15 protein-coding genes are annotated in these 15,905 nt (G+C 59.2%); 6 read left to right on the forward strand and 9 right to left on the reverse strand.

The genetic code is table 11. The features are described from left to right. Positions 1–7 precede the first annotated feature (7 nt). From NQ519_RS15975 to mtaB, 3 genes are read right to left on the reverse strand one after another with little or no spacing between them, the layout of a single operon-like run. A complete protein-coding gene (locus NQ519_RS15975) occupies positions 8–1,453 on the reverse strand; it encodes a TrkH family potassium uptake protein (protein WP_026076399.1) in 1,446 nt (481 codons plus the stop codon). A 4-nt stretch (positions 1,454–1,457) separates the two neighbouring features. Further along, entirely contained in the window at positions 1,458–2,261 is an 804-nt protein-coding gene (locus NQ519_RS15980) for a hypothetical protein (protein WP_026076398.1), read from the reverse strand. A gap of 57 nt (positions 2,262–2,318) precedes the next feature. Next, the gene (mtaB, locus tag NQ519_RS15985) at positions 2,319–3,617 is read right to left on the reverse strand and encodes a tRNA (N(6)-L-threonylcarbamoyladenosine(37)-C(2))-methylthiotransferase MtaB (protein WP_026076397.1); all 1,299 of its coding nucleotides are present in this window, start codon (positions 3,615–3,617) and stop codon (positions 2,319–2,321) included. Positions 3,618–3,716: 99 nt separating this feature from the next. Here mtaB and NQ519_RS15990 point away from each other — a divergent pair, with 99 nt between their 5' ends. From NQ519_RS15990 to NQ519_RS16010, 5 genes are all read left to right on the forward strand, one after another. Beyond that, on the forward strand, positions 3,717–4,550 hold the full coding sequence (locus NQ519_RS15990) for a metal ABC transporter permease (RefSeq protein WP_019150160.1): 834 nt from the start codon (positions 3,717–3,719) through the stop codon (positions 4,548–4,550). Continuing rightward, positions 4,547–6,049 carry an LptF/LptG family permease gene (locus NQ519_RS15995; RefSeq protein WP_019150159.1) on the forward strand — a complete coding sequence of 501 codons (1,503 nt, stop codon included), beginning with the start codon at positions 4,547–4,549 and terminating at the stop codon, positions 6,047–6,049. The genes NQ519_RS15990 and NQ519_RS15995 overlap by 4 nt, the downstream gene beginning before the upstream one ends. Further along, the gene (locus NQ519_RS16000; RefSeq protein WP_019150158.1) at positions 6,024–7,247 is read left to right on the forward strand and encodes a bifunctional 3,4-dihydroxy-2-butanone-4-phosphate synthase/GTP cyclohydrolase II; all 1,224 of its coding nucleotides are present in this window, start codon (positions 6,024–6,026) and stop codon (positions 7,245–7,247) included. The genes NQ519_RS15995 and NQ519_RS16000 overlap by 26 nt, the downstream gene beginning before the upstream one ends. Before the next feature lie 3 nt (positions 7,248–7,250). Continuing rightward, entirely contained in the window at positions 7,251–8,222 is a 972-nt protein-coding gene (gene fmt, locus NQ519_RS16005) for a methionyl-tRNA formyltransferase (protein WP_026076396.1), read from the forward strand. Between the two features lie 81 nt (positions 8,223–8,303). Next, entirely contained in the window at positions 8,304–10,058 is a 1,755-nt protein-coding gene (locus tag NQ519_RS16010; RefSeq protein ID WP_227901066.1) for an LTA synthase family protein, read from the forward strand. Between the two features lie 47 nt (positions 10,059–10,105). Here NQ519_RS16010 and NQ519_RS16015 read toward each other — a convergent pair whose 3' ends face one another. Further along, positions 10,106–10,792 (reverse strand): peroxiredoxin, encoded by a 687-nt coding sequence (locus tag NQ519_RS16015; protein ID WP_019150155.1) that lies wholly within the window; start codon positions 10,790–10,792, stop codon positions 10,106–10,108. A gap of 579 nt (positions 10,793–11,371) precedes the next feature. Here NQ519_RS16015 and NQ519_RS16020 point away from each other — a divergent pair. Then, positions 11,372–11,764 carry a hypothetical protein gene (locus NQ519_RS16020; protein WP_044118598.1) on the forward strand — a complete coding sequence of 131 codons (393 nt, stop codon included), beginning with the start codon at positions 11,372–11,374 and terminating at the stop codon, positions 11,762–11,764. 72 nt (positions 11,765–11,836) lie between these two features. Here NQ519_RS16020 and NQ519_RS16025 read toward each other — a convergent pair whose 3' ends face one another. The 5 genes from NQ519_RS16025 to NQ519_RS16045 form a co-directional block, all read right to left on the reverse strand. Continuing rightward, positions 11,837–12,382 (reverse strand): 2-oxoacid:acceptor oxidoreductase family protein, encoded by a 546-nt coding sequence (locus NQ519_RS16025; RefSeq protein WP_026076394.1) that lies wholly within the window; start codon positions 12,380–12,382, stop codon positions 11,837–11,839. 4 nt (positions 12,383–12,386) lie between these two features. Continuing rightward, a complete protein-coding gene (locus NQ519_RS16030) occupies positions 12,387–13,154 on the reverse strand; it encodes a thiamine pyrophosphate-dependent enzyme (RefSeq protein WP_019150152.1) in 768 nt (255 codons plus the stop codon). A gap of 6 nt (positions 13,155–13,160) precedes the next feature. Beyond that, positions 13,161–14,255 (reverse strand): 3-methyl-2-oxobutanoate dehydrogenase subunit VorB, encoded by a 1,095-nt coding sequence (locus NQ519_RS16035; protein WP_019150151.1) that lies wholly within the window; start codon positions 14,253–14,255, stop codon positions 13,161–13,163. 3 nt (positions 14,256–14,258) lie between these two features. Continuing rightward, positions 14,259–14,486: a 4Fe-4S dicluster domain-containing protein gene (locus tag NQ519_RS16040; RefSeq protein WP_010259342.1), complete on the reverse strand. Its 228-nt coding sequence runs from the start codon at positions 14,484–14,486 to the stop codon at positions 14,259–14,261. 141 nt (positions 14,487–14,627) lie between these two features. Beyond that, a complete protein-coding gene (locus tag NQ519_RS16045) occupies positions 14,628–15,875 on the reverse strand; it encodes a DUF1015 domain-containing protein (RefSeq protein ID WP_019150149.1) in 1,248 nt (415 codons plus the stop codon). Positions 15,876–15,905 lie beyond the last annotated feature (30 nt).

Below are 15,905 nucleotides of genomic sequence, written 5' to 3' on the forward strand. Positions count from 1 at the left end.
GCTTGGGTCATCTCCACCATTTAATGAAAAAAATCTGTATCAGTCCGAAAATCTCCAGACGCCCCAGCAGCATCAGCAGCGAGTTGGAAACCTTGAACGCCGCGGGCATCGCCGAGAAGTTGTCCATCGAACCGACCTCTCCGAATCCGGGTCCGACGTTGCCCATCGAAGCCACGGCCCCCGAGAAGCTGGTCGTCAGATCGACGCCGAGCATCGTACCGAAAACCGTGCCGGCGAGAATGAACATCAGGTAAGTGACGATGAAAATCATCACCGAATGCAGCGCCTCGTTCTCCTGGATCACGCCGTCGAGCTTGATGCGTATGACGGCGTTGGGGTGCTGCTGCTGGCGCAGGCGCGTGCGCATCATCTTCCCGGCCAGCACCAGCCGGTTGATCTTGATGCCTCCCGCCGTGGAGCCCGCACAGGAGCAGACGATCGACCCGAAGATCAGCAGGATGACGGCGAACGAGGTCCACGTATTGGAGTCGGCCGTGGCGAATCCCGTGGTGGTCACCACCGACACGAACTGGAACATCGCATAGCGGAACGACGCCGTCAGCGTGGGGTAGAGGTCCGCGGCATAGAGGCTCACGGCGATCAGCACACCCCCGGTCAGCAACATCCCCAGGTACCAGCGCGTCACCTCCGAGCGGAAAATGTTGTTGCGCTTGCCGGTCACCGTAGAGTAGATCAGTCCGAAATGGATACCGGCCGTGGCCATTGTGAAGATCAGTATCGTGTCGATCATCGGGCTGTTGAAATAGGCCACGCTGGCGTTCTTGGTCGAAAATCCGCTCGTGGCGCAGGCCGACATGGCGTGGCACAGCGAGTCGAACCAGTTCATGCCCGCCATTTTGAGCATTACGGTCGAAAGGATCGTCAACCCCACGTAGACCACCAGCAGAATCTGCACGATGATCTGCGACCGGTAGCGGTAGTTGTCCTTGGCCATCGTCGAGAGCTCCACGTTGGAGAGCATCATCTTGCTGCGGCCCATCGACGGCAGGATCACCAGCGCGAACATCACCACTCCCATACCGCCGATCCAGGTCGAGGACATGCGCCAGAACTGCAATCCGCGCGGCAGGGCCTCGACATCGTTCAGGATCGTCGATCCGGTGGTCGTGAGGCCCGAAACGCTCTCGAACCACGCATTGACCAACGAAAACTCCCCGCCCCAGATCAGGTAGGGGAACATCGACACGACGCAGGCCACGAGCCACGCCCCCACGACAATGCAGAAGCCCTCCTTGTTGGTGATCTGCTCGCGCTTCTCGACGAAAATCAGCGGAAAAGCGCCCAGCAGGGCCGTGAGCAGCGAGGAGAGAAGCAGGGGATAGAATGCCGAATCCACGCCGCTGAGGTAGGAAATTCCCGCCGAAAGCAGCATGAACGTCGCAATGAAGAGCATCACGACTCCCACATACCGTAAGACCACATCTACCCGCATGGCGTCAGACTTTATTCTGTTTGGAAAGGTTTATGAGCGTCTCTATCTTCTCTTTGAGTTCCAGCACTTCGTCCTTGAAATCGCCCTTGACGGCGAACGGCACGCGGAACGCGAGCCAGTCGCCCAGCCCCTTGTTCATCCGTTCGATGGGCGTCACGCAGTAGAGCGACATGAAGTAGAAGAGCATCAGCACGATGGCGATCATCACGGCCACCGAGATCAGCACCGGCGTAACGGCCCGGTAGGCGTTTTTCTTCATCTGCTCGGCGCGCGGCACCAGCGAACTCTGCGTCGAGGTCATGTAGCTTTTGATGGCGGCGGTCAGGCGGCCGTAGAGCACCTGGTACTCGTCGCTGTACCACCTGCTGCCGAGCGAATCGGCGCAGTTCGCGTCCACCGGAGCCGCCGTCCGGGCAGCGGCGCTTCCGGCCCCTCCGAAAGCGAGGAAATTGTCCGTCAGTAGCCGCAGTTCGGTCGTGGCGAAGGCCAGCGAATCGAGGAACGATTTTTCGAGGGCCTCGCTCTGAGCCACCAGCAGCGTGTTTTCGAGCCGCTCCATACTGGTGCGGCAAAGGCTGTCGCACGACCGGTCGCCGAAGACCGAGAGTCTGATGAACGCAATGTTCTGCTCGTGGGCCGCGTCGAGCATCTCCTTGGCCAGTTCGATGTTGCGTTTGTTGGCCTTGAGGATCTCCCCCGTATCGCGGCTCAGGCGGCTCAGTTCGAGAAACGAGACCATCCCCGAAAAAAACAGCAGGCAGACGATGCTCAGAAACCCGACCGTCACCCGTTTGCGCATACCTGTCATAGCATTCAAAATTAACTTATCGGCAAAACCGCATCCTATATTCTGCAAATATAGTGATTAATCCCGGATTTCCCCCATCAGGTCGTGAGAATCGTCCATCGCACCGAGTTTCACGCGGCAGAGGGTGTTGACTTTCGCAGCGTCGTAGGGAGCTTTCACCCGCCGGTAGTTGCCCGTAAATCCGAACATCATGCCTCCGCGGCGCGTGCTTTCGAAGAGCACCGTATCCTCCGTTCCGACGGCCCGGGCGCAGAAATCGCCGTGCAGGCGGTCGCAGAGGCCCTCCAGCTCGGCCACGCGGGCCGTAGCCACCGACGGCTGCACCTTGCCGGGCAGATCGACGGCCGGAGTTCCGGGACGCTCCGAAAAGGGAAAGATATGCAGGAAAGCGGGCTCCAACCCCGCCAGAAAATCATAGGTCGTGCGGAAATCGGCATCGGTCTCGCCCGGGAACCCGACGATCACGTCGATCCCGATAAAGGCGTCGGGCATCAGCCGCCGGACAGCCGCGATACGCTCGGCGAAACGCGCCGTGGTGTAGCGGCGGCGCATCAGCCCGAGTATCCGGTCCGAACCGCTCTGAAGCGGAATATGGAAGTGATGCATGAATTTAGGTGACGCGGCGCAAAAGGCTATGATTTCATCGGTTAGCAGATTCGGTTCGATCGACGAAATGCGGTAGCGCCCGATCCCCTCGACCTCGTTCAGCGCCCGCAGCAGGTCGATGAATTTCTCGCCCGTCGTGCGGCCGAAATCCCCCATGTTGACACCCGTCAGCACGATCTCCTTCTGACCCGCCGCCGCGATCTGACGCGCCTCGTCCACGAGGTCGGCGATCGGGAGGTTGCGGCTCGATCCGCGGGCGTAATGGATCGTACAATAAGAACAGCAGTAGTCGCAACCGTCCTGCACTTTCAGGAAAGCGCGCGTGCGGTCGCCGCTCGAAAAGGCCGCGAAGAACGACGTGAGCGAATCGGTGTCGCAGCTGTACACCTGCGCACGGCCCTTTCCCGACAGTTCAACCACCCGTTTGAATAACTCGCCCTTATCGTTATTACTCAGCACAATATCGACGCCGTCTATCGCGGCTATCTCCTGCGGTTTCAGCTGCGCGTAACACCCCGTCACGGCGATGATCGCCCCGGGGTTGCGGCGGTGGAGCTTGCGGATCAGGTTGCGGCATTTCTTGTCGGCGTGCTCGGTCACCGAGCAGCTGTTGATGACGCAGATGTCCGCTTCGGCCGTAGGGGCCACGCGGACGAAGCCGCCGCGCTCGAACTCACGGGCGAGGGTGGAGGACTCCGAAAAATTGAGCTTGCAGCCCAAAGTATGAAAATTGACTCTGCGAGGTTGCATAGATTCGTGTTTTTCCGGCACGAAATTACGAAAACTGTGCGAAAGGAGGAGGCGTTTCCGATAAAAAAGCGTAAATTTGCGCGCAATTAAAGAAGATGTATGGAATTTTTCAGCGACCTGGTTCAATACGGCTATCTCTCGAACGCACTCACGGCCTGCGTGCTTTCGGGCATAACGTGCGGGGTAATAGGAACCTACGTCGTCTGCCGCCGCATGGTGTTCCTCGCCGGAGGCATCACCCACGCCTCGTTCGGCGGACTGGGCATCGCCTTCTACCTGGGAGCGAACCCCATCGCCGGGGCGATGATCTTCGCCGTACTCTCGGCGCTGGGCATCGAATGGGCCGGCAGCCGCGGGCGCATCCGCGAGGACTCGGCCATCGGCATCATCTGGTCCGTCGGCATGGCCGTCGGGGCGCTCTTCATGAGCCTGCGCCCGGGCTACACCTCGGGCGACCTGTCGGCCTACCTCTTCGGCAGCATCGTGACCGTGACCGACAGCGATGTCGCGTCGCTGGCCGTGCTGACGGCCGTGATCGTCATCGGAGCCCTCGTGTGGCTGCGGCCCGTGATGTACGTCGCCTTCGACCGCGACTTCGCCCGCAGCCGGGGCATCCCGACGCGCGTGATCTCCTACCTGATGGCCGCGCTGGTCGCCGTGACGATCGTCCTCTCGATCCGCATCATGGGCATCGTGCTGCTGATCTCGCTCGTGACGATGCCCGTGGTGATCGTCAACACGCTTTCGCGCTCGTACCGCACCATCGCCCTCGCAGCGCCCCTCGTGGCCGTCGCAGGCAACGCCGCGGGGCTCGTCGCCAGCTACAATTTCGAGGTTCCGCCCGGCGCCGCCATAATATTTACACTCACCCTTACGCTTATACTGGTAAAACTTGTATCTTTGCGTAGCAAAAAACAGCGAGCAGCCGCATGAAGACCATCCATAAACTTGTTCTGAAATCCTACCTGGGCCCGATGGTCCTCACGTTTTTCATCGTCATGTTCGTACTGATGATGAACATCGTATGGCGCTACATCGACGAACTGGTGGGCAAGGGCCTCAGCGCTGGAATCATCATCGAGCTGATGACCTATTTCATGGCCAATATGATCCCGATGGGCCTGCCGCTGTCGATGCTGCTGGCGGCGATCATGACTATGGGCAACCTGGGCGAGAACTACGAACTGCTGGCCATGAAGTCGGCCGGCATGTCGCTGGTCCAGATCACCAAACCGCTCATCATACTGGTGGCGTTCGTCTCCGTCGGCAGCTTCTTCATCGGCAACAACCTCGTCCCGAACGCCAACAAGAAGCTGTACAGCACGCTCTACGACATCCGCCAGCAGAAACAGGCCCTCGAATTCCAGGACGGGCTCTTCTTCAACGGCATCGAAAACATGTCGATCCGCGTCAGCCGGCAGGAGCCCGACACGCACCTGCTCCACGACGTGCTGATCTACGACAACCGCGCCGCCAACGGCAACATGAACACCATCGTCGCCGATTCGGGATACATCCGCCTCTCGGACGACAAGAAATACCTGCTGGTGGACCTTTTCCACGGCGAGACCTACGAACAGACACGCAACAGCCAGTGGTTCACCAAGAGCGCCCTGCGCCACCACACCTTCGACCTGCAAAAGCAGGTGATCCCGATGGAGGGATTCGCACAGGGACGCACCGACGCCGACCTCTTCTCGAACAGCCAGACCAAGAACATCCGGGAGTTGCAGCACGACATCGACTCGCTGGAAATCAAGGTCAACGCCGCCACGACGAGCTCCTACGAACCGCTGCTCAAAGAGCAGATCTTCGCACGCGACAACACCGTGCTGCCGCTGCCCGACAGCTTGCAGATCGACAAGCGCCATTTCCGCGACATGCTGGCGCAGGACTCGATCGTCGGACTGCCGATGCGCGACAAGGAACGCATCTGGGATCAGGCCCGGACGCTGGCCAAGAATTCGCGCAACATGTTCGCATTCGACGAATCGGCCGCCAAGGAGGCGCTCAACCAGCTCTACCGCTCGAAGGTCGAGTGGCACAAGAAAATATCGCTTCCGGTGTCGATCCTGATCTTCTTCCTGATCGGTGCACCGCTGGGCGCCATCATCCGACGCGGCGGTCTGGGACTGCCGGTGGTGGTGTCGGTGATCTTCTTCGTGATCTACTACATCATCAGCCTGTCGGGCGAGAAACTGGCCAAGGAGGGCAACTGGGACGCCGTTTACGGCATGTGGCTCTCGACTTTCATCCTCACGCCGATCGCCATATACCTTACATACAAGGCCACCAACGACTCGGCGCTGCTCGACACGGACTGGTACGCCGGAAAGATCAAGGCGCTGAAGGACAGACTGACCCCGGGAATCAAAAAAACGATGAACGCGATAAAATTCAAACGAAATGGCAAAAAACACGATTCTGAATAGTGTAGAGGAGGTTATCGAGGACTTCCGCAACGGCAAGCCGGTGATCGTCGTCGATGACGAGGACCGCGAAAACGAGGGCGACTTCATCGTCGCCGCGGAGAAGATCACCCCCGAAATCGTGAATTTCATGCTCAAAGAGGGCCGCGGCGTACTGTGCGCCCCGCTGTCGGAGAAACGCTGCGCCGAGCTGGGCCTCAACATGATGGAGGAGAACAACACCTCGCTGCTGGGCACGCCCTTCACCGTGACGGTGGACCTGCTGGGCAACGGCTGCACCACGGGCGTCTCGATCCACGACCGCGCCGCGACGATCCGCGCGCTGGCCGACCCTGCGACGAAGCCCACCGACCTGGGCCGCCCGGGGCACATCAACCCCCTACGCGCCCGCGACAAAGGCGTACTGCGCCGTCCGGGACACACCGAGGCGGCCGTAGACCTGGCCCGTCTGGCCGGATTGCAGCCCGCAGGCGCGCTGATCGAGATCATGAACGACGACGGCACGATGGCCCGCCTGCCGCAGCTGGTGGAGATCGCCAAAAAATTCGACCTGAAAATCATCTCGATCGCCTCGCTGATCGCCTACCGCCTCAAAGAGGAGTCGATCATCGAGAAGGGCGTGACCGTGCCCCTGCCGACGGAGTGGGGCGATTTCCGCATTACGCCGTTCCGTCAGAAGTCGAACGGCGTGGAGCACGTGGCCCTGACGAAAGGGGAGTGGGCGGAGGACGAACCCGTGCTGGTGCGCGTACACTCGTCATGCGTCACGGGCGACATCTTCGGTTCGTACCGCTGCGACTGCGGCGAGCAGCTGCACCGCGCGATGCAGATGATCGAGAAGGAGGGCAAAGGCGCCGTCATCTATCTCAACCAGGAGGGGCGCGGCATCGGGCTCTGCAACAAGATCCACGCCTACAAATTGCAGGACGAGGGTCTGGACACCGTAGACGCCAACCTCCGGCTGGGTTTCAAGGCCGACGAACGCGACTACGGCGTGGGTGCGAGCATCATCCGCGAGCTGGGCATCCGCCACATGCGCCTGATGACCAACAACCCGCTCAAACGGGCCGGACTGGAGGGCTACGGACTCTGCATCGACGAGATCGTGCCCATCGTGATCGCCCCGAACCCCTACAACGAACACTATCTGGAGACCAAGCAGGAGCGTATGCACCACACGCTGGGACTGGAGAAAAAATAGATGATGAATCCGAAAGAAATACGCATCGTATTCATGGGCACGCCCGAATTCGCCGTGCCTTCGCTGCGGGCGCTCGTCGCCGGCGGCTACAACGTCGTGGGTGTGGTGACCGCGCCCGACAAACCCGCCGGACGGGGACAGAAACTCCGTCAGAGCGAAGTCAAGACCGCCGCGCTGGAGCTGGGGCTTCCGGTCCTGCAACCCGAGAAGCTGAAAGCCCCGGAGTTCGTCGAAGCCATGCAGGCCCTGCGGCCCGATCTGGGGATCGTGATCGCCTTCCGGATGCTTCCCGAGGTGATCTGGGCCATGCCTCAGCTGGGAACCTTCAATCTCCACGCCTCGCTGCTGCCCCAATACCGCGGGGCGGCGCCGATCAACTGGGCGATCATCAACGGCGAAACCGAAACGGGCGTCACGACATTCCTGCTGAACCACGAGATCGACAAGGGCGGCATCATCGGACAGGTCCGGGTGCCGATCCTCCCGGAAGACAACGTCGGCACGCTCTACGACAAGCTGATGACGACCGGCACCGCATTGGTCACCGAAACCGTGGACCGCATCGCCGCGGGGGACATCCGGCCCGTCGAACAGCAGCACATCGACGAATCGACGCTGCGGCCCGCTCCCAAGATCTTCAAGGAGGATTGCCGGATCGACTGGACGCTTCCGGGCCGGCGCATCGCGGATTTCATCCGCGGCCTGTCGCCGTATCCGGCAGCGTGGACCGAGATGTTCCGCGAGGAGGACGAAGAACCGCAGAGTGCCAAAGTGTTCTCGGCGACCTTCGAGGCCGCAGCCCACGGCCAGCCGTGCGGCACGGTCGAGAGCGACGGACGGACCTTTATCCGCGTGGCGTGCGCCGACGGATGGATCGTTCCCGGAGAGTTGCAGATAGCCGGCAAGAAACGGCTCGCGGTGCGCGACCTGCTGCTGGGCTGGCGCGACGTGAACCAATACAGATTCAAGAAATAACCCGATTCTCTGTCGCAAAACCGTCTTATTTATTCCGGCAACCGCCCCATCACGGTTGCCGGATAGAAAATACGCTGTCGAATGAAACTTCGCATGCAAAACCCCGAACGGCCGGACTTACCCAACGGCCGGACCGCCCGTTATGAAAGGGCAGCGACCTACCTGCTGCTGACGCTGGCCTTCTACATCACCCTGACGATCGTAGACGAGGTATGGCTCATCCGCCATCACCACTATTTCGCCATCTGGGCCCGGCGCGCCGCCGACGCCATGCTGCTGGCGCTTCCCGTCTGGTTCCTGCACCGGAAACGATGGCTGTTTCCCTGGATCGTGCTGGTCAACCTCTACCTGCTGTCGAACGTCTGGTATTACCGCATTTATTACAGCATCATGCCGCTGAACTCCTACCTGATGGTGAACAACCTCCGGGGGCTCGGTCCGAGCATCTGCGCCTCGATGCGGGCTTCGGACCTGTGGATCGTGCTTCCGTCCGTCTGTTTCGCCGCAGGATACTCCCTTTTCGGCCGCCGGATACCGGGAGGGGGGGGGAAATGCCGCCGTGCCGCGGGATGTGCCGCCAGCCTGCTGCTGATCGTCGTCACCGTCATCCCGCCGTACTTCAACGACCCCAATGAGTTCAAGCACCCCTGGCCCTGGTACCGGAATGAAATCATGCTGGGACTCCACAAATACGGTCTGATCGGCTATTGGTCCTATCAGATCGCCTATCTGCACGGCTGCTCGTCCGAGGAGGCCGAATATGCCGCCCGGTTCGTCGAAGCCGCAGAGCGGCGCGCCTCCCGGGAACCGCTCACGGAAGACCACCGCAAAAACCTGATCGTCGTGCTGGCCGAATCGTTGGGCAGTTGGCCGATCGGACTGGAAATCGACGGCACGGAAGCGACCCCGTTCATGAACTCGCTGGCCCGGGACACGAGCGTGCTCTACTTCCCACGGGTGCTGCCGCAGGTGAAGGACGGGCGGTCGTCCGACGCCCAACTGATGCTCAACACCGGACTGCTGCCGCTCGAAAGCGGGGCCGCAGCCAGTCTGTACGGCTGCCGGAACACCTATCCTTCGTTACCCAAAGCGCTGGCCCGGAGAGGGTATACCTCCGCATCGCTGATCTGCGATTCGCGCCACTATTGGAATCAGGAAGCCACCACGAAGAGTTACGGATTCGACAGATATCATTACGAACTGAGCCGCGGACCGATGCGCCGCGCCGATGAAGAGCTCTACGAAAACGGACTCGAAATTCTGAAGGAACTGCCGCAGCCGTTCTATGCCCAGCTGGTCACGATGTCGGGACACGGACCGTATGCGAAATCGGATCTCGAAAGCCCGCTGAACAATGCCAAAATCCCCGACGACGAAGCCAAATATTATCTGGTCGCCACACAATACGTGGACCGCTGCCTCGGCCGGTTCATCGACTCGCTCAAAACATGCGGGCTTTACGACAGGAGCATCATCGTCATCATGGGCGACCACGACTCCATCACCCGCAACCAATACGAAGGGCGCAAAAAACGGGAGCTGAGCGACCGCTACATCCCGCTCTTCATCCTCAATGCGCCGCTGAAAGCCGAAACGGGGAAGGTCATCGCACAGATCGACATCTATCCCAGCCTGCTGGACCTGATGCACGCACAGGATTACGATTTTCACGGATTGGGCGAAAGCGTCTTCCGCCGCCAGAGCGACTGTGCAGCCGACCACTCGGAAGGCTGGGTGGGCGGCAACCGCAGCGATTCGGTCCGGCAATACCGGAAAGAGCTGTGGCGGGTTTCGGACATCCTGCTGCGGACCGACTATTTCGAATCCCGGCTCTGAAACGAAGGAGGCGCCCCGAAACGGGACGCCTCCTTCGTTTTTCCGGCCTATTTGCCGATCTTCTTCTCGATCTCCTCCTTCGGGAGCGGCTTGGTGCAGAAGAACCAGTCGTAGCACTTGGCCCCTTCGGGAATCTTCTCCTGATCGTCGCCCTTCATCGGCACGATCACCTCGTCACCCGGATTCCAGTCGGCAGGCAGCGCGATGCCGAAAGCGTCGATGGTCTGCAAACCGACCAGCACCCGTCTGATCTCGTCGAAATTGCGGCCCAGCGCCAGCGGATAATAGATCATCGCCCGCAGCACGCCTTTCGGATCGACGAAGAAAACGGCCCGCACGGCTGCCGTCTGGCTCTCGCCGGGCTGGATCATGCCGTAGAGCGACGCCACCTTCATCGACACGTCGTCGATGATCGGGAACTCGACCTTCACGTTCTTCATGCCCTTGTACTCGATCTTCTCACGGATGGTCTTCAGCCATGCGATATGGCTGTTGCGGCTGTCCACGGACAAGCCCACCAATTCGCAGTTCAGCGCCCGGAACTCCGCGGTACGGGCTCCGAACGTCAGTATCTCGGTCGTACAGATCGGAGTAAAGTCGGCAGGGTGGCTGAACAGAATCACCCATTTGCCCTTGTAATCGTCCGGGAAGCTGATCTTCCCCTTGGTGGTCATGGCCTCGAATGCCGGAACGGGTTCGCCCAGACGCGGCATTTGCTGTTCGTTCTTTTCCATAGTCTGAAATTTTGATGTTAATGACCGGGCACGCAAAATCAATGCCCCGCATCCGCAAATTCTTCGTCGTACGCTAAGATAATAATTTTAAGAATATGTTATTCACCGATTTACGTTCCTGCACGGATCGGTCTACACAAACGGCGGATTCGCTTACGACCGCAAAAGGCAACAAATACGTCCGGTCCGAAAAATGCGAAAAAGCGGCATTCGGAGACTTCACTTTTTGAAATTATTCGTATATTTGTTCGAATAACTCTAAAAAGCGTTGCCTATGGATATATAGTAATGATTAACTTATTCGAAACACACGTACCGTCTCCGCACTAAAAGCGCCGGTACATACATATAAAAAGCGTTAGCTTTACGTCTTTGCATATCGAAATCTGGAAAATTTCAAATTGTGGCAAAAGAAGTGAAGTTGATGCTCACGTCTATGGCGTGGGCTTCACTTATATTATTGCCACAAGGTATTCCAGAACCTCGATATGCGATGATAAAAGTTTTGTCCCACGTTTTTTATATGCCGATTCCAATCAAATACCTCCGCAGGGACACGGGCATATATCACCCCAATAAATGAAACGTATCGGGATTCTTCTCTGCTCTTCAATCTTGATGAGTTCTTGTGCATCAATTTTTTGCGGATCAAAAGCCAGAGTCGTATTCGATAGTGAAGTAGCCGAAAAAGCAAGCCTTACAATCGACGGCCGAAAACACCTGAATGTCACTTTTCCCTACACAACCAAAATCAGACGCGGATTCGACGAAACGCTCGTGACAGCCGAAACCGCAAACTACACGGCAGAACCGATCATCATCAACAAAAATTTCAACGCCGTATCGGTCCTCAATCTGCTGAACATACTCACATGGGGAATAGACGCTGCGACCGGAGCCATCACAAAGCCGGAATTCAAATTCTACCAGATCGACTTCCAACCCAAAGTCGAAAAATCGGAAAAACAGTAATTCCCCGAACCTCATGAACACGACAACGCCCGGCCGGAAGGTCGGGCGTTGCAACTGTGCTATCCTGCAAAATCATCGCACCTTGCGGATGATCTCGCCGCCGTGGCGGATGGCCTCCTCGTTGGCCGGGAGCATCTTCCACGCACGTTCGGGGAGCGACTTTTTCAACCCGACCATCACATTCTCCATTTCGACCACGGGGCGCACTTTCAGATACCCGCCCAGGATCATCGTGTTGAACAGCTTGGCCTGGCCCATCTTCGCACACTCGGCCGTGGCGTCGATCGCATAGACCTCGATGTCCTTGCGCACCGGATGGCGCGTGATGCCGTTCGTGTCGTAGATCAGCACGCCGCCGGGCCGGACCATCGGCTCGAACTTCTCCATCGACTGCTGGTTCAGAATGATCGCCGTATCGAATTCATGGGCGATGGGCGAGGAGATCTTCCGGTCGGAGAGAATCACCGTCACGTTGGCCGTACCGCCGCGCATCTCGGGACCGTAGGAGGGCATCCACGTCACCTCGAAATCCTGCATTACACCCGAGTAAGCCAGAATCTTACCCATCGAGAGGACGCCCTGTCCTCCGAATCCTGCAATTATCAACGTCTCTTTCATAGCCTTACTCCTTTTTAACGTCCTTGATGTCGCCCAGCGGATAGAAGGGCAGCATGTTCTCCGCGAGCCACTGGTTCGATGCCACGGGCGAGAGTTTCCAGCCGCTGTTGCAGGTCGAAACGACCTCCACGAGCGAAAAGCCGTTACCAGCCATCGCATTTTCGAACGCCTTGCGGATCGCCTTCTTGCATTTGCGCACGTTAGCCGCCGTATGCACGCTCTGGCGTGTGATGTAAGTGGCGCCGTCGAGGTGGGCCATCATCTCGGCGATCTTGTAGGGGTAGCCGTTCAGCCGCGGATCACGTCCGTAGGGGGTCGTCGCGGTCTTCATGCCCAGCAGGGTGGTCGGGGCCATCTGGCCGCCGGTCATGCCGTAGATAGCATTGTTGATGTAGATGGCCACGATGTTCTCGCCGCGCGCCGCCGCATGGATCGACTCCGCCGTGCCGATGGCCGACAGGTCGCCGTCGCCCTGATAGGTGAAGACCATATTCTGCGGGTAGAGCCGCTTCACGGCCGTCGCAACGGCCAGCGCGCGTCCGTGCGCCGCCTCGATCCAGTCGATGTCGATATAGTTGTAGGCGAACACCGAGCAGCCCACGGGCGAAATGCCCACGGTCTTCTCCGCGAGTCCCATCTCCTCGATGACCTCGGCGACGAGTTTGTGCACCGTGCCGTGGCTGCAACCGGGGCAGTAGTGCATGACATTGTCGGTAATGAGCGCCGGTTTCGTATAAACCAGATTCTCCTTTTTGATTTCAACCTCTGCCATCGTCTTTTACTTTTTAATCAGTTTTTCCTTGAGCGCGTCGAGCACCTCGTCGGGATTGAACATCATGCCGCCCTGACGCCCGTAATGCTCGACGGGAGCTTTGCCGTTGACGGCCAGCCGCACGTCCTCGACCATCTGCCCGGCGTTCAGCTCCGCGGAAAGGAAGCCCTTGACACCGCGGGCCGCCAGTTCGGCGATCTGCTTCTTGGGGAAAGGGTAGAGGGTGATCGGGCGTAGCAGGCCGACTTTCAGACCCTCGGCGCGAGCCATTTCGACCGTCGCCGAGCAGATGCGGGCCGACGAACCGAATGCCACGATCACGTAGTCGGCATCGTCGCACTCGATGGCTTCGTAGCGCACCTCGTTCTCTTCCAGAGCCTTGTATTTCTCCTGCAACCGTTTGTTGATGACCTCCATCTTCTCGGACTGCAATTCGAGCGAGGTCACGATATTGCGCGGACGACCGGCGGGTTTTCCCTGCGCGGCCCACGAACCGCACTCGGCTTTCAGCTCCTCGTCGGTCCTGCGCGGACGCTGGGGAGCCAGCACGACCTTCTCCATCATCTGTCCGATGGCTCCGTCGGCGAGAATCAGCGCCGGGTTGCGGTATTTGAACGCCAGGTCGAAAGCCTCGGCCACGTGGTCGTGCATCTCCTGCACGGAGTTCGGAGCCAGCACGATCAGGTGGAAATCGCCGTGGCCGCCGCCCTTGCAAGCCTGGAAATAGTCGCCCTGCGAAGGCTGGATCGTACCCAGACCCGGACCGCCGCGCTGGCAGTTGACGATCAGGCAGGGGAGTTCGGCGCCGGCCAGATAGCTCAGTCCCTCGGACATCAGGCTGATGCCGGGGCTCGACGACGAAGTCATCACCCGTTTTCCGGTCGAGGCGCCGCCGTAGACCATGTTGATCGAAGAGATCTCCGACTCGGCCTGCAACACCACCATCCCCGTGGTTTCCCACGGTTTGAGCTCCATCAGGGTCTCCATCACCTCCGACTGCGGGGTAATGGGGTATCCGAAATATCCGTCGCAACCGTAGCGGATCGCCGCATGGGCGATCACCTCGTTGCCTTTCATCAGTTTCACTTCCTTCTCTGCCATAGCCTATTCGAATTTTTGACGATAAACCGTGATGACGCTGTCGGGGCAGATCACCGCACACGAAGCGCAACCCGTGCAGGCATCGGGATTCGCCATCCACGCCACCGGGTAGCCCTTGCTGTTCACCTCTGCCGACAGGGCGAGCACGTCGCACGGACAGGCCGAGGCGCAAACCCCACACCCTTTGCAGCGCTCCTTATCGACGACGATTGTTCCTTTAATTTTAGCCATAACGCCGTAATATTGTTAAGTTGCTTACAAATATACAAAAAATTCCATGCCTCGACTTGTTTTTCGTTATAAAAAATCGCCATTCCGTGATAAAACAACGCCCCGAAAAAAGAGCCGCCTCATCGGGCAGCTCTTTTTCAATTATTTATCTTCGAACGAATGGATCACCACTCCCGAGCGGAGCTTGGGCTCGAACCACGTCGTCTTCGGAGGCATGATGTTGCCCGTGTCGGCGATGTTGATCAACTGCTGCATCGAAACGGGGTAGAGGGCGAACGCCGCTTTCATCTCCCCGCTGTCCACGCGCCGTTTCAGCTCGCCGAGGCCGCGGATGCCGCCCACGAAGTCGATCCGCTTCGAGGTGCGCAGATCCTTGATGTCCAGAATCTTGTCCAGCACCAGGTTCGACAGCACCGTGACATCCAGCACGCCGATCGGATCGTTGTCGTCGTAGGTCCCCGGCTTGGCCGTCAGACTGTACCAGCGGCCGTCGAGGTACATCGAGAAATTGTGCAGGGCCGAGGGGCGGTACTCCTCCGCGCCTTTATCCTCGACCGTGAACGACTCTTTCAGCTTTTCGACGAGCTCGGCGGGCGTCAGGCCGTTCAGGTCCTTCACCACGCGGTTGTAGTCGATGATGCGCAGCTGGTTGGCCGGGAAGGTCACGGCCAGGAAATAGCAGTACTCCTCGCAGCCCGAGTGGTTCGGATTCTTCGCGCGGCACTCCGCACCCACGCGAGCGGCGGCAGCCGTACGGTGGTGCCCGTCGGCGACGTACAGCGCCGGAATACCCGCGAAAATCTCCGTGATGCGGTCGTTGGTCTTCCGGTCGCGGATCACCCACAGCTGGTGCCCGAAGCCGTCGGCGGCCGTGAAATCGTACTCCGGAGCGTTGTTCTTCACCACGTCGGCGACGATGGCGTCGATCTCGGCGTTGTCGGGGTAGGCGAAGAACACCGGCTCGATGTTGGCCTGCTGGTTGCGGACGTGGATCATGCGGTCCTCCTCCTTATCGGGGCGCGTCAGCTCGTGCTTCTTGATGGCTCCCGAGAGGTAATCCTCGAAGTGGCAGCACATCGCCAGTCCGTACTGCGTGCGCCCCTCCATCGTCTGCGCATAGATATAATAGTACTCCTCGGGGTCCTGCCGGAGCCATCCCTCGGACTGCCATTTGCGGAAATTCTCCACCGCCTTTTCGTAAACCGGCTCGGAATGCTCGTCGGCGATGGGCTCGAAATCAATCTCGGGCTTGATGATGTGCAGCAGCGAACGCTCCGTCGCCTCGCTTTTCGCCTCGGCGGAATTCAGCACGTCGTAGGGACGCGACGCCACCTCGGCGGCATGTTCTTTCGGCGGACGGACCGCACGGAAAGGTTTTATTCGTACCATAAAGTTATCGTTTTAGGCGAAAAAGGCGGG

Source organism: Alistipes senegalensis JC50 (assembly GCF_025145645.1).
GTDB classification, from domain to species: Bacteria; Bacteroidota; Bacteroidia; order Bacteroidales; family Rikenellaceae; genus Alistipes; species Alistipes senegalensis.

What these genes read in the sequence shown, in the direction of transcription:
- NQ519_RS16025 (WP_026076394.1), bottom strand. Translation starts at nt 12,382, where the DNA reads ATGAAAGAGACGTTGATAATTGCAGGATTCGGAGGACAGGGCGTCCTC.
- NQ519_RS16010 (WP_227901066.1), top strand. Translation starts at nt 8,304, where the DNA reads ATGAAACTTCGCATGCAAAACCCCGAACGGCCGGACTTACCCAACGGC.
- NQ519_RS16015 (WP_019150155.1), bottom strand. Translation starts at nt 10,792, where the DNA reads ATGGAAAAGAACGAACAGCAAATGCCGCGTCTGGGCGAACCCGTTCCG.
- mtaB (WP_026076397.1), bottom strand. Translation starts at nt 3,617, where the DNA reads ATGCAACCTCGCAGAGTCAATTTTCATACTTTGGGCTGCAAGCTCAAT.
- NQ519_RS16000 (WP_019150158.1), top strand. Translation starts at nt 6,024, where the DNA reads ATGGCAAAAAACACGATTCTGAATAGTGTAGAGGAGGTTATCGAGGAC.
- NQ519_RS15980 (WP_026076398.1), bottom strand. Translation starts at nt 2,261, where the DNA reads ATGACAGGTATGCGCAAACGGGTGACGGTCGGGTTTCTGAGCATCGTC.
- NQ519_RS16020 (WP_044118598.1), top strand. Translation starts at nt 11,372, where the DNA reads ATGAAACGTATCGGGATTCTTCTCTGCTCTTCAATCTTGATGAGTTCT.
- fmt (WP_026076396.1), top strand. Translation starts at nt 7,251, where the DNA reads ATGAATCCGAAAGAAATACGCATCGTATTCATGGGCACGCCCGAATTC.
- NQ519_RS15975 (WP_026076399.1), bottom strand. Translation starts at nt 1,453, where the DNA reads ATGCGGGTAGATGTGGTCTTACGGTATGTGGGAGTCGTGATGCTCTTC.
- NQ519_RS16030 (WP_019150152.1), bottom strand. Translation starts at nt 13,154, where the DNA reads ATGGCAGAGGTTGAAATCAAAAAGGAGAATCTGGTTTATACGAAACCG.
- NQ519_RS15990 (WP_019150160.1), top strand. Translation starts at nt 3,717, where the DNA reads ATGGAATTTTTCAGCGACCTGGTTCAATACGGCTATCTCTCGAACGCA.
- NQ519_RS15995 (WP_019150159.1), top strand. Translation starts at nt 4,547, where the DNA reads ATGAAGACCATCCATAAACTTGTTCTGAAATCCTACCTGGGCCCGATG.
- NQ519_RS16035 (WP_019150151.1), bottom strand. Translation starts at nt 14,255, where the DNA reads ATGGCAGAGAAGGAAGTGAAACTGATGAAAGGCAACGAGGTGATCGCC.
- NQ519_RS16040 (WP_010259342.1), bottom strand. Translation starts at nt 14,486, where the DNA reads ATGGCTAAAATTAAAGGAACAATCGTCGTCGATAAGGAGCGCTGCAAA.
- NQ519_RS16045 (WP_019150149.1), bottom strand. Translation starts at nt 15,875, where the DNA reads ATGGTACGAATAAAACCTTTCCGTGCGGTCCGTCCGCCGAAAGAACAT.